At 62.8% G+C, this 14,310-nt stretch carries 6 protein-coding genes; 4 read left to right on the top strand and 2 right to left on the bottom strand.

Annotated elements, in window-relative coordinates; translation table 11 throughout:
* The first annotated feature begins 42 nt into the window (after positions 1 to 42).
* Genes I9185_RS16770 through I9185_RS16785 form a run of 4 tightly spaced genes read left to right on the top strand, consistent with a single transcriptional unit; the run spans position 43 to position 6,720 of the window.
* Positions 43 to 1,050, top strand: coding sequence for a MoxR family ATPase (locus tag I9185_RS16770; protein WP_210093631.1), 1,008 nt, complete (start codon positions 43 to 45; stop codon positions 1,048 to 1,050).
* The gene (locus tag I9185_RS16775) at positions 1,047 to 1,922 is read left to right on the top strand and encodes a DUF58 domain-containing protein (RefSeq protein ID WP_210093632.1); all 876 of its coding nucleotides are present in this window, start codon (positions 1,047 to 1,049) and stop codon (positions 1,920 to 1,922) included. Before I9185_RS16770 ends, I9185_RS16775 begins: the two co-directional genes overlap by 4 nt.
* A complete protein-coding gene (locus I9185_RS16780) occupies positions 1,919 to 4,681 on the top strand; it encodes a DUF4159 domain-containing protein (RefSeq protein ID WP_210093695.1) in 2,763 nt (920 codons plus the stop codon). Before I9185_RS16775 ends, I9185_RS16780 begins: the two co-directional genes overlap by 4 nt.
* On the top strand, positions 4,678 to 6,720 hold the full coding sequence (locus I9185_RS16785; RefSeq protein WP_210093633.1) for a hypothetical protein: 2,043 nt from the start codon (positions 4,678 to 4,680) through the stop codon (positions 6,718 to 6,720). The genes I9185_RS16780 and I9185_RS16785 overlap by 4 nt, the downstream gene beginning before the upstream one ends.
* Here the strand turns inward: I9185_RS16785 and pbpC are convergent.
* Together pbpC and I9185_RS16795 are read right to left on the bottom strand one after the other, a co-directional pair.
* Positions 6,717 to 8,753: a penicillin-binding protein 1C gene (pbpC, locus tag I9185_RS16790; RefSeq protein ID WP_210093634.1), complete on the bottom strand. Its 2,037-nt coding sequence runs from the start codon at positions 8,751 to 8,753 to the stop codon at positions 6,717 to 6,719. The genes I9185_RS16785 and pbpC overlap by 4 nt on opposite strands.
* Before the next feature lie 36 nt (positions 8,754 to 8,789).
* Positions 8,790 to 14,216, bottom strand: coding sequence for an alpha-2-macroglobulin family protein (locus tag I9185_RS16795; protein WP_210093635.1), 5,427 nt, complete (start codon positions 14,214 to 14,216; stop codon positions 8,790 to 8,792).
* Positions 14,217 to 14,310 lie beyond the last annotated feature (94 nt).

The following is a 14,310-nucleotide window of genomic DNA, read 5'->3' on the forward strand; positions in this document are numbered from 1 at the left end:
CGCGATACACTTCAATCATAATAGTCCACGGAAGGGAAAGTCATGACCGAACCTGCCGACCTCGTAGCCGAGATCGAAGCGCTGGAAAACAAGCTGCAAGAGGCCAAGGCCTCGATCACCCGCCGCTTCATCGGGCAGGAGAGGGTCGTGGACCTGACGCTGACCGCGCTGCTGTGCGGCGGCCATGCCTTGTTGATCGGTCTGCCGGGTTTGGGCAAGACACGCCTGGTCGAGACTCTGTCGACGGTGATGGGCCTGCATGGCAGCCGCATTCAGTTCACGCCCGACCTGATGCCCGCCGATATTCTTGGGTCCGAGGTTCTGGACACTGCCGACGATGGCAGCCGCCATTTCCGTTTCATTCCCGGCCCGATCTTCTGTCAACTGTTGATGGCGGATGAAATCAACCGGGCAAGCCCGCGGACACAATCGGCGCTGTTGCAGGCGATGCAGGAACGCACCGTTACCGTGGCAGGTGAAGATCGTTCATTGGGTACGCCGTTCCACGTGCTGGCAACGCAAAACCCGATCGAACAGGAAGGCACTTATCCGCTGCCCGAAGCTCAGCTTGACCGGTTCCTGGTGCAGATTGACGTCGAATACCCCAACCGCCAGACAGAGCGGGATATTCTGCTGGCTACGACCGGGGTTGAAGAGGAAGAGGCGCATCAGATTTTCAGCAAGGAAGAGTTGCTGGCCGCGCAGGTCTTGTTGCGCCGGATGCCGGTCGGAGAATCCGTCGTTGAACTGATCCTTGATCTGGTGCGGGCGTTCCGCCCCGAAGAACCCGGTGTGTCCGAACGGGTTGCCGAAACCGTGGCCTGGGGTCCGGGCCCCCGTGCCGCGCAGGCGCTGATGATGACGGTGCGCGCGCGGGCCATGTTGCAGGGGCGCCTGGCACCCAATGCCGAGGATGTTCTGGATATGGCGCGCCCGGTGCTCAGCCACCGGATGGCGCTCAACTTTGCGGCAAGGGCGCGTGGTGACAGCCTTGCAGAGCTGATTGATTCGACCGCTGTCGGCCTGATCCGGACCGAGGCCGCGGCGTGAATGCCGAGCTGACCCTTCGCGAAAGATCCGAAGCCGAGGCATCGCGGCTACCGCCCCTCTTGGCGCGGGCTGAGCACTTGGCCGGAACCGTTCTTCTGGGCGACCACGGTCGACGGCGGTCCGGGATGGGGGATGATTTCTGGCAATACCGCCCGGCACAGGTCGGCGACAGCCGTCGCATGATCGATCACCGCCGCTCGGCGCGGGGGGATCAGCAGTTCGTACGTGAACGGGAATGGCAGATCGCGCAATCCGTGATGCTGTGGGTCGATCAGGGGGCTTCGATGCGGTTTGCGTCCGACAAGACCCTGCCGACCAAAGCGGATCGCGCGCGGCTGTTGGGGCTGGCGACATCCATCCTTCTGGTGCGCGGCGGTGAACGCGTAGGTCTGACCGGCACCACCTTGCCGCCCCGGCGCGGCAATGCGCAGATCATTCGGCTGGCGCAGGCCTGGTCCGAGGATGATCAAGCGGATTACGCCCCACCCGAACACCGCGCCATGATCCCTCATGCTCGCGCCGTGTTCATCTCGGATTTTCTGGGCCCCATGGATGAGGTTGAACTTGCCCTGACCAAAGCCGCCGACCGTGGCGTGCGCGGCGTGGTTCTGCAAGTGCTGGATCCGGGTGAAGAGTCGTTTCCCTATCGCGGGCGCACCATTTTCGAAAGCGTCGGAGGGTCCGTCCGACACGAAACGCTCAAGGCCGCCGAGCTGCGGGACCGTTATCTGGAACGCCTGGGGCACCGCAAGGACGCGTTGAGGCAACTGTGCCGAGCGACGGGCTGGCAACTGGGCCTGCACCACACGGGTGACAGCGCACAAGCGGCTCTGTTATGGCTTTATCGGGCCTTGGATGGGGGCACGCGATGACGGTTCTGGCGGGCATCGGCTTTACCGCGCCATGGGTGTTGCTGGGTATTCTGACTCTGCCGATCCTGTGGCTGATCCTGCGCGCGGTTCCGCCCGCACCGATCCGCCGCTTGTTCCCGGCGGTCACGCTGCTGTTGGGCCTTAAGGACGACGAAAGCGTATCTGACCGCACCCCATGGTGGCTGTTGCTGCTGCGGATGCTGGCGGCGGCTGCGATCATCATCGGGCTGGCAGGGCCGGTTCTGAACCCGTCACGGGATGAAACCGGAACCGGGCCGCTGCTGCTGGTGCTGGACGCCAGTTGGGCCGGAGCCGCGCGCTGGCCGGCGACACTTGACCAAATCGACACGCAACTGTCGGAGGCCGGGCGCGCGGGCCGAACGGTTGCGATTTTGCGCCTGACAGAGCCGGAAACACCGGTATTTCAGGCTGCGGAAGCGTGGCGTGGGCGTTTGCCGGGGCTGACCCCGAACCCCTGGCAGCCGAATGCGGATCAGATTGCTCAGATCATTGCCGCGTTGAACGCCGTTGACGGCGGATTTGATACCCATTGGTTCAGTGACAGGCTGGATTATGCAGACCACGCTGAACTGGTGTCCAGCCTTCAGGCGCGCGGAGATGTGACGGTCTATCAGGCGGCCTCCCGGCCCGTGGCGATCCGGCCTGCGGCCTATCAGGACGGGCTGATCCAATTGACCGTTCAGCGCGCGGGCCCCGGACCGGAAGACCGCGTGACGGTATTGGCGCAAGGCCGTGATCCGGCGGGCACGGCCCGGGTGCTGCATTCCGTTGAGCTGACCCTGGAGGCCGGTGAAACCTCGGCGCAGGCCGATCTGGCGCTGCCGTCGGAATTGCGCGCCCGTATCACGCGGTTTGAAATTCAGGGCCAAAGGTCCGCCGGGGCCGTGACTTTGACCGATGACAGTCTGCGCCGGCGCGAGGTTGCGCTGATTGCCGGAACCCGCAACCGTGAAGGGCTGGAGCTGTTGTCACCCCTCCATTACCTGACGCAGGTCCTGGTCCCGACCGCGGATTTTGTCGATGGCGGCCTGCTTGAGGTTCTGCCCGCCAACCCGGATGTGATCGTCCTGTCGGACGTGGCGCAGATGTCGGAGCCAGAAGAGGCCGCTTTGATCGAATGGGTCGAACAGGGCGGGCTTCTGCTGCGTTTTGCCGGTCCGCGCATGGCGGCCAGCGATCTGGGCAGGGACACCGAAGACACCCTGTTGCCGGCGCGGCTGCGCAGCGGTGGGCGATCCGTCGGCGGTGCGATGAGCTGGGGCGAAGCCAAGACGCTGGCTCCATTCCCCGAGAGCTCTCCGTTTTTTGGCCTGGATATCCCAAAGGACGTGGTTGTTTCGACCCAAGTCATGGCGCAACCAGACCCTAACTTGGCGGATCGCGTGATTGCTTCGCTGTCTGACGGGACTCCGTTGGTAACACGCAAGGCTTTGGGGCTTGGGCAGGTGGTGCTGTTTCACGTCACTGCGGATGCCGAATGGTCCAGCCTGCCGTTGTCGGGTTTGTTCGTCGAGATGCTGGATCGTTTGGCCGTGGCTTCGGCAGCCAAGTCGCGGCAAGAATCGCAACTGCAAGGCACCACGTGGGAGCCGGTTCAGATCATGGACGGGTTTGGCGCCTTGTCAGATGCCGGAACCCTGGCCGGTGTGGATGGCGTTCAGCTGATCTCGGGCCGGATCGGGCCAGATTTGCGTCCGGGTCTCTATGAAAGCGGAAAGCAGAAGCTGGCATTGAACGTGGTTTCGGAAGAAACCGAGCTGCGCCCGGTGACCTGGCCCGCCAATGTGCCGATCAAAGGGCAGGAGGTCAGCACGGAAACCCCGCTTGGTGGCCTGTTGCTCAGCCTCGCGCTGATCTTGCTGACGGTTGACGTGATTGCCTCGCTGGCCTTGTCGGGCAGGCTGGGCCTGGCGCGAACGGCGGCTGCCGCGCTGGCCGCTTTTCTGCTGGTGCCGGACGTGCAGGCGCAGACGCCCGAAGATACCGAATTTGCCCTCGCTGCAACGCACGAGCTTGTGCTGGCGCATGTGCTGACCGGTGAGACGCAGGTGGACGATATTGCCGAGGCCGGATTGCGGGGCTTGGCGCAAACCCTGTTTTTTCGCACTTCTGTCGAACCGGCGGACCCAATCGGCGTTGATCTGGAACGAGACGAATTGGCATTCTTTCCGCTTCTCTACTGGCCCATTACGCCGAACCAGCCGCAACCTTCGGCCGAGGCGTATATCAAACTGAACGCCTATTTGCGTTCGGGTGGGATGATCCTGTTTGACACGCGCGATGCGGATATTGCCGGTTTCGGCGCATCCAGTCCGAATGGCCGCAAGTTGCAGCAACTGGCCGGACCGTTGAATATCCCTGCATTAGAGCCGATACCCCGCGATCATGTCCTGACCAGAACATTCTATTTGCTCCAGGATTTCCCGGGCCGCTATTCCGGCGCAGAAGTCTGGGTCGAAGCCGCGCCCGGGGATGCAGAACAGATCGAAGGGATGCCATTCCGAAACCTCAATGACAACGTGACACCGGTGGTTATCGGCGGCAATGACTGGGCCGGGGCCTGGGCCGTGGATCGCAACGGCCAGGCCCTTTTGCCTGTCGGTCGTGGGTATGCCGGGGAACGGCAACGCGAACTGGCCAATCGTTTTGGCGTCAATCTGGTGATGCACGTGCTGACCGGGAATTACAAATCCGATCAGGTCCACGTGCCCGCTCTTTTGGACAGGTTGGGACAATGACCGGAACCGTCATATTCGACCCTCTGATCCCGTGGCCGCTTTTGGCTGCTGTGGGGGCGATTGCCGCTGTCGGAGTAGCTCTGGCCTTGTGGCGCGGTTTGTCGGGCTGGGCCTTGCGGGGATTGGCGGCCCTGGTTGTCATCGCGGCACTGTCCGGTCCGGTCTATCAAGTCGAGGACCGCGCGCCGCTGACGGATATCGTTTTGATGATCGAGGATGAAAGCGCCAGCCAGACACTTTCGGACCGGGCCGAACAGACTGCGCAGGCCGCCGAAGATCTGGCCGCCGAGATCGAGGCGCGGGACAATACGGAACTGCGCCGCATTCGGGTCGGCGACGGTGACGGGGATGAGGGCACGCAGGTCATGGCCGCCCTGAATGAGGCCCTGGCCGAAGAACCGCGTGCGCGCATCGCAGGCATTCTGGTGATATCGGACGGGATCGTGCACGATGCCGATCAGGCCCCGGAATTGCCGGCGCCGATGCATCTGCTGCAAACCGGGCGTGCGGACGACTGGGATCGCCGGCTTATCGTCCGAAATGCGCCTGCTTTTGCCATCATCGGTGAATCGGTGACTTTGACCCTGCGCGTTGAAGACAGCGGAGCAGCCCCCGCGGGTGCCGCGACAGCGCCGTTGGAGATTTCCGTGGACGGTGGTGAGCCTCAGCAGCTGAGTATTCCAATCGGTCGGGATGTCGAACTGCCTGTCACCTTGCCTCATGGCGGGCGCAACGTGATCCAGTTTTCCGTGCCCCTGGCCGAAGGCGAGTTGACCGACCGCAACAACACCGCGCTGATCCAGATGAACGGCGTTCGGGATCGCCTGCGCGTTCTGCTGGTCTCGGGCGAGCCGCATCCGGGCGGGCGCACATGGCGCAATCTTTTGAAATCCGACAGCTCGGTCGATCTGGTGCATTTCACCATCCTGCGCCCGCCCGAGAAACAGGACGGCGTGCCGGTGGACGAATTGTCTTTGATCGCCTTCCCGACACGCGAGTTGTTTCTGGAAAAGATCAACGATTTCGATCTGATCATATTCGACCGCTACAAGCGGCGCGGCATCCTGCCTGCGATCTATCTGGACAACGTCACCAGTTATATCAATGACGGCGGCGCCGTTCTGATTGCGGCCGGTCCCGATTTCGCCGGAGCTGACAGCATTTTCCGGTCGCCGCTGGCGCCGATCCTTCCGGCGCAACCGTCCGCGCGTGTCTTCGAGGAACGCTTTGTTCCAAAGGTTAGCGCGTTGGGTCAGCGCCATCCGGTGACAACAAATCTTGGCGATTCCGAGGATTGGGGGGCCTGGTTGCGCCAGATCGATGTGAACCATCGCTCGGGCGAGGTTCTGATGACGGGCATTGACGAACGCCCCCTGCTGGTTCTGGACCGAGTGGGCGAAGGGCGTGTTGCGATGCTGGCATCTGACCATGCCTGGCTGTGGAGCCGTGGCTTTGAAGGTGGCGGTCCGCAACTGGAACTTTTGCGCAGGCTGGCCCATTGGATGATGAAGGAACCCGAACTCGAGGAAGAGGCGCTGTGGGCCGAAGCCAACGGCCAGTCCATGCGCATCATTCGACAGACGCTTGGGGATGATGTGGGTCCGGTGACTGTGACGCGCCCGAACGGCGAAACGCTGGAAATCACCTTGCAGGAGGTCTCTCCGGGGCGGTTCGAAGCGCAATACTATGGGCCCGAGATTGGTCTTTACCGTTTGCAGGAAGGTGACCACATGGCCGTGATCGGGCTTGGTCCCGCCGCGCCGAAGGAGTTTGAACGCACCATCGCAACGGGGGATGTTCTTGAACCGGTTCTGACCGGCATGCGGGGCGGCGTGATCCGGGTGGAAGATGGATTGCCGTCGATCCGCAACGTGCGCGCCGGGCGCCCGGCGGCTGGTCGGGGCTGGATCGGTCTGACCCCGCGCGATGCCTACGAGACACGGGATGTTACCCAGGCGGGTCTGCTGCCACCTTGGCTGGTTTTGCTGTTGGCAGGAGGTTTCCTGTTGGGCGGTTGGCTGCGCGAGGGAAGGCGCTAATCGATCCTGATTGACGCCCTGTCGGATTGACCTTGCGCATCCACCACGACAAGTGAGGTGAAGCCGGTCCCCGGATTTGGGATTTCGAACTCTCGTCGCCGCTGCCCGGTCAGCACCGGCACGCCATCTGCCAGTACGGAAAACGGCCCGACGCCGCCACGCAGTTTGACCGTCAGAGGTGCTCCTGACGTCTCTAATACGGCGTTATCGGGCGGGAACAGCAGGTCCGGTGCCGAGGGATCATCCTTGAAAGCTGTCGTGCGGGGGCGAAATCGCTGCAACGGCTGAGGCAATTGGGCCGCGCCGACAAGCAAGGTCGAAGGTGGCGGTGGGCGCAGGGGCGTTAGATCGGGTTTCAACAGGTTGAAAGCCTCGGCCAACAGGGGTGCGGCAAGGTCGCCCCCGAATGCGCCGGGAACAGGCGTTCCATCGGCGCGGCCCAGCCAGACCCCTATGACGTGCTGCCCGTCAAAGCCGATGGCCCAGGCATCGCGGTGGCCATAAGACGTGCCGGTCTTGTAGGCCAGCGACCCTGTTGCACCGCCTGCCGGTGGCGCAAGCCCGGCCAGAATGTCCGAAACCTGCCAGGCCGAGGTTTCCGACAGAACGCGCCGGGTGCGCTGGGCGTCTGCCAGAACGTCATGATGCAAGATCGGGCCTGTGCCGCCAGCTGCCAGAGTGGCGTAAACCTGCACCAGATCGTGCAGGCTCAACCCCACGCCCCCCAAAGAAATCGCCAATCCGGGTGTTGCGCCATTCAGACGTGGCTCTGATCCGGCCAACCTCAATGCTGTCATCAACCGAGCGGGGCCCAGCTCATTCGTCAGGCGCACGACGGGGATGTTCAGCGACAGCTGTAGGGCGTCCCGCACCCGGACATCGCCACGGAAGGCGCCGTCGAAATTGCGCGGTGCGTATCGGCCAAACATCACGGGGCTGTCGCTGATCAGGGTCTCGGGATGGGCCAGCCCCTGATCGAAGGCCAGCCCGTAGACCAGAGGTTTCAGGGTCGATCCGGGCGACCGTACGGCCCGGGTCATATCCACGAACCCCTGACGGGCATCTTGGTACCCGGCAGATCCGACCGATGCCAGAACCTCGCCGCTGCGATGGTCGGCCACGATCAGAGCCCCGGAAACGCGTGGTCCGACGCGGTTGGCGGCCCGGGCCACCAAGGTTTCCAGCCGGGCCTGCAATCCGGCATCCAGAGTCAGATCGAAGGCCTGTGTTGCGGGTGCTTGCCGCCTCACGCGGTCAGTCAGATGAGGTGCAAGACGCGGAAACGGATTCATCCGATCCGGAAGAGGCTCGGTCATGGCCGCGCGCGCTTCGGCATCGGTCAGGACGGTGTGGCGCACCAGCCTGTTCAGAACCCGGTCGCGGGCCTGCCGGGCAGCCTCGGGCTTGCGATCCGGGCGCCGGGCCTCGGGGGATTGCGGCAACGCAACCAACAGGGCGCTTTGCGCGGGCGTCAGCCGGGTGGCGTCCTTTCCAAACCACGCGCGGGCGCCGGCGCGGAGCCCTTCCAGATTGCCACCATAGGGGGCATGGGTCAGATAAAGGTTCAGGATTTGCTGTTTGCTCAGACGTCGCTCCAACGCCAATGCGACTCTGATCTGGCGAAATTTCCCGCTCCAGCGCCCGGTTGGGCCATCTTCGATCAACCGCGCCACCTGCATGGTCAGAGTGGACCCGCCCGACACGTTACGCCCGTTCCACAGGCTTTGCCCGGCAGCCCGCAGCATCGCGATGAGGTCCACTCCGGCGTGGGTCCAGAACCGTTTATCCTCGTACCGGATCAGCATAGCGATGAAATCCGGATCAACTGCGCCGGGCTGCAGCCTCCAGATGCCATCCTCAACTGGAAACGCCCGCAGAAGGTCGCCATTCCGGTCCCGCATCTCGACCGAAGTTTCAGCCATAACGGAAGGCAGGGTTGTGGCATCGACCCAGCGGTCAACACCATCCCGTGCCAGCGCCGTCAGGTAGAGTGCTCCGGCCAGCGCAAACAAGAGCCGCGACCGCTTAGGCATGACGACCACCCAAACAAGGGTATGGCGCAAGTCCGGTCACTGGATCGCGACCCGTCCGGTAGATGTCCGCGCCCGGTTCTGCGGGCGGTACATGTCTTCGACCGAGGCCGCCGGATGATGGAACACGCCAGGTGTCACGGCGCGCGCCACGTAGGCCAGCGTCACGGTTTCACGACCGGACAAATCAACGGCGGCCAGGAACCGGTCCGAGCGGAACTCGGTATGGGTGGCGTCGGACAGATCCAGCCAGTCCAGCGATCGGACATCGCCCGAGCGCAGCAGGCTTGGGTTGTCAATCTCGATCCCGGCGGCCAGTGGATCGTTCACCATCAGCCGCGCACCGCCGTTTTCGAACGGTGTAACTTGCAGCACAGTGACGAACCGATCACCCACGGCAAAGCTGTCTGAATCGATCAGATCGCCATCCATCGAATAATACCGCCGTTCGATTGCATAGCCGGTGCCGCCTGCCTCGGGCGGAACCTCCGGGATGCCTGTGACCGTCAAAGTGATATCCGTCGCCTGACCGTCGGCGGCCGTGACGTGGATCTCATCCGCCTGTCCGGATTGCAGAACTTTCACAAACGGACCGGAAACCGGCGCCCCGTTGACCATCAAGCCCGATCCCGTTGGGTCAGACACAAGCGCGTGCGCCGCCAGCAATGACCACGTGGCCTCCTGAGTGGACAGCGGCGCGCGGCCGGTGCTCACCCGTTGGATCAAAGCATCGCGGTCAATCGCCTCGCTGCCCGCGTCCACGGCAAGGCTTAACAAGCCCGCTGCATCTCGAAGGTGGGTGCCGTAGTCAGCGCGCCAGACGTTCAGTTGGTGGTTCTGTTGCCGATCCAGCATCCGCGCGGCACGGTTGAACATCGCATCCGCTCGGGTCTGGTCGCCGTAAGAGGCCAGAGCTGCGCCCAGTTGCGCCGCCGCCAGAGGGGTGTCGAAGGCATCCCCTTTGACATCCGCGTAGTAACGCAGATCGCCCATCGAGGCCGCGCCTTCCCGCGCAAGAACCATCAGGGCATAGGCGATGTCCTGACCGCCTTCGTCGAAATCAGGCGCGTAATTGACCCTGTTCCGAAGATTGTCCATCGCCTGAGCGAACGCCCGGTCCGGCACGAGATGCCCCTGAATGCGGGCACGGGACAGGAAGTCGGTCACATAGGCGTCCAGCCAGAATTCCCCGCTGTCTGCGCGCCACAGGCCAAAGGCGCCGTTTGCGGCCTGACGGGTCAGGATGCTGCGGATCGAATCGGCGATGCGTTGATCCACAACCGGGCCATCCCCCAGCCCCGTGGCTTGCGCAACGGATGACAGATACAGCAACGGCAGCGCTTTGCTGGTGATCTGTTCGGTGCAGCCATAGGGGTAATGGTGCAGCTGATCCAGCAGACCGGGCGTGTCGAATTTGGCCAATGCTCCGGCGGACAGGATGGCCTTGGCCGAACCCGGCTGGAACCCGTCAAACACATCCTGCGAAAACAGGAAGCTATCGCCTGCGCCCAAGGCAAAACGCCGCGTCTGTGCAATCACCGGGTCATTGGCCCGCACCGGCATGCGCAGGGTTTGCGACAGGTCGCGCCCATCAGGTGTGGTGATCGATACGCTGATTTCAGGATCGCCGATGGCGCTGGCCGTGATCGGGATCTCGAAAACCGCCTTGCCACCGTCCTCCAGCAAAAAGCTGGCCGGTGCCGCGCCCAGTTCCAAACCCTTGGAGGCGGTCAGGCCAAGTGCCATTTCTCCGGGTGTGCCATCCGCATGGACGATCTCAAGACGCATCCGGCTTTGATCGCCCGGGGCAAGGAAGCGCGGAAGGCTGGCGGTAGCGACCACCGGGTCGCGGACGATCATTTCAGCTTCGGCCTGACCGACGGCTTTGCGCGACCACGCGACGGCCATCAGCCGGACGGTTCCGTTGAAGGCGGGAAGGGGAATGTCGATCTCAACCTCTCCATCCGCGCCGATCTCGACCGGGCCACTGAACACGGCCATCAGGTCTTGTGTCGGTGGCGGAGACTGGCGACGCATCCCGCTGTCATTGTCGCCGCCCGAGCGCACTGTGCCCATGGCTCCGTTCATGCCGTCGATCAGTCGCCCGTAGACATCCCGCAGATCAACACCCAGACGGCGCTGCCCGAAATAGTATCCTTGCGGGTCCGGGCTTTTGAACCCGGTGAGGTTCAGAATGCCCACGTCGACGGCGGCCAGCGTCAGCCAGACCGGCTCATCGTCCACGGTATTTTCGACCCTGATACGGGCTTTTTGCGTCTGACGCGGTGCGGTGACCTCGGGCACGTCGACAGTTACGGAAAGTCTGCGGTCCACTGGATCGATGCTGGCATGGGCAACGCCCATCGCCCGCGCCGGGTTCTGACCGGCTGCAACATCCATTGGGCGGATCACGGTTGCGGTGACATAAGCCCCGGCGCCCCAATCCTGGGTCACTTCAATCGGGATCAGAGTTTCCCCTTCGGGCACCTCCACGATCTGGCGGTGGATCAGACGGTTCGAAAGGACTTCGATCTGAGCGACACCGGCCATGCGGGGCACGATCCGCAACTGCGCCGTATCCCCGATGCGATAGCTGTCGCGATCCAACGACATTTCAAGCCGGTCCGGCGTGGTCGATGCATCGGCGGCCTGATACCAGCCCGCATAGAAATCGACGGCGGTTTCGGAATATGTTCCGTCAACTCGCTGCACCACCAGTTCATAGCGCCCCCATTCCACCGGTTGCGTCAGCGTCAGAGGGTCAGAGAGGACGTCCACCTCGCCGGTGGCGACACGGCTGCGGCGCGTTGTCGGTTCCCAGTTCCAGTCGCCGTGAAGCTGGTACCATTGATAGCGCGTTTCTATCTTGTTCAGCGTCCAGCGGAGACGCATCGGAACGGGCGTCAACTCAGGAGACAGGCCAACGATCTCGAACGCTGCCTCGGTGCCTTCCGGGATGACTTCGTCGAACAGAGGTTTGACACCAATAACAGGGTGCGGCGGCAGGACGGGCGCGGTCAGGCGACGCTCGACCGGGCGGCCAGAGCCATCGGCCAGCCGGGCGATGATTTCAGCTTCGATTGGCTTTCCTTCAGTTTCTAACACGGGGACTTTGACCGCCACGGTCGCGTGCCCGGTTGCGTCTGTGCGCGTGTCTCCGAAATATGTGCTCTTGATCGAGGTTTCTGCATCATAGCGGCCAAAGCGATATCCGTCGTAGCCCGGGACCGTGTTCGCCGGGCGGGCGATGACCTGCCCGTCAATGCTCAGGTCCGACCCCGGCGCTCCAAACAGATAGCGCGCGTCGATCGCGAGCGGTGGACTGTCGCCGGGGCGCAGGGGTGCGTCGGACAGGGTCAGTTCGAAATCGATCCGTTCGGGAAGGAAATCCTCGACAAGAACGGTCTGACGCGCCAGCGCATCGCCTTTTGGATCGGATTTGATTTCAATCTTCCATGCGCCGCGCGGTACGTCTGCGGCCACGGGCAGGGCAAAGACATGGCCCCCGGCAACACCGCCATCCGAGACAGACCGGCGGTATTCCACCCCGTCCGGGCGATACAGGATCGCCGTCAGAGGCAGGCCCTCGATGGCCTGCGCTTTGCCATCGCGGGACAGGGCGGTGACATGGATTACTTCGCCGGCCCTATAGGCACCTCGGTCGGTGGTCAGAAAGACATCGACCGGCCCCGCCGGTGCGCGCCCTTCAACGCCGCGATCCGACAGGTCAAAGGCAGGATCGGTCAGCGAGAGAAAGCTGAAATCCCTCTCATCGATTGCCGCCGTCACCAGAGCAGGCGCACTGGCCCCTGTGCCGCGTGTCAGGCCCGGATCGAACCTTGCATAGCCGGTTTCATCGGTCTGTGCCGATGAGATGACGGCGTTCGCCCCTGAGATCAGCGAAACTTCGACACCTTCGCGCGGTGCCGCGTCGCTTAGCCCGCGCACGGTCACGTGCAGCCCGTCAGTGCCCAGAGCGGTGCTGATCCCCAGATCAGAAAGCACAAACCATTGCGTTGCGCCGGGATCGTCATAGGGATCGGTCCCCGGAACGCGGGCGGTCAATGCATAGATACCGGCAGGTTGATCCGAGATCGCTTCGGCCATGGGAAGACGTGCCGTCATGGTCTGGTTCAACTGGTTTGAAACCTCGGCAGTACCCGTCCAGATGTCCTGGGCAATCTGGTCCGAGAATTCTTCCTCCTGCCATTCGCTGAGCGGGCGGCCGAAAAAGTCCTGTTGCACGGCCCGCAACAGGTTCCGGTCACTGACCCGCCGCAGGGTCAGGTCCAGTTCGGTGACATTGACCGTTTCGACGGGCAAGGCCGCGTTGGCAGATTTCGGAAGGACATAGCTGCGTCCGGGAAACCGAACCGAAGGCGTCCGGTCGCGTACATAATGGGTCAGTTCGATGCTGCGATTCAGTGCTTCGCCCGAGGCGGCAGGCAAGCCTTCGCGCAATGTCAGGCGATAACGCTGGCCATGCGCGACCCCATCGATGCAAAGCTGGCTGTCCTCGGCCTGCACGACCAGCCCATCGGCGTCACGTTGAACGAAGGGATCATAGTCGACCCCGGCCTTGACCAGTGATTCCGAGAATTCGATACAGATCCTGGGGGCTGCCGCATCGCTTTCGACCGAGCTGTCGACCACGCGGAAACCGTATTTGCTGATGGCTTTGTCCAATGCGGTCAGCACGTCTTCGCGCGGCTGCACCTGCTCGGCCAACCGAAGAACGGGAATCATGTCGCGCCCGCGCTCAACCTCTTCCAGGGCTTCCGCAAGGGTCATCAGAGCAGCGATCTGGGTGCCGGGGGTTTCGGCGCGCAGATAGCCATTGATCGCCGCATTCAGCGCGCGGTTGCGCAGGTCGCGCCGCTCGGTCCAACCCGAAGGGTTCATGGCCAGCAGCAGGTGCGCATATTCCACCCAAAGATCCGCGCGGTCGCTGAGCGATACGGCGACACCGGTCCACTGCATCGTTTGTGCGACACTGCCTGCGTCGCGCGCCGCATCCAGAACGGCCCGCAGATCATACCCCCCTGCCGAGTGCAGGAATCCCAGATCGCGGGCTTGTTTTCTTGCGTGATCCAGATCGTCAGAACTCAGGACGCTCAGTGCTTGCGCGCGCGTTTTTCCCAAGATTAGAGTCTGTTCGCTGCTTGGCACCTTTTGCGCGGACAATGCGCCTTGATACGCCTCTTGTCTGTTCACGCCACTTTTGGGAAAGCAGGCATCGGAACGGGTGTTATAGGTGAACGCCGTACATTGCGCGTTGGCCGAGCAGGCCTGAACACAGGACTTCAGATCGGTGTCGAACAACGGATCCAGATCCGACCCGTAAAAATCCGTGTCCCGAGAGGTGACATAGCGGAACTCAGGCACCGCACTCTGCGCCAGAACGGCGGCGGGAAGGATCAGAAGGCCAATTATGTAAGTTATTGAAATAAAAACAAAGCGGTGCATCGTGCTCTCCTCTTTGGGCTCAACCTTGCATGGCGCGCGCCTGTAGCGCAACGGCTTAAACAGTTTTTCATTCTCTGTCGCGATGCTGAAATCC

Source organism: Ruegeria sp. HKCCSP346 (genome assembly GCF_017872595.1).
In the GTDB taxonomy this organism is placed as follows: domain Bacteria; phylum Pseudomonadota; class Alphaproteobacteria; order Rhodobacterales; family Rhodobacteraceae; genus Ruegeria.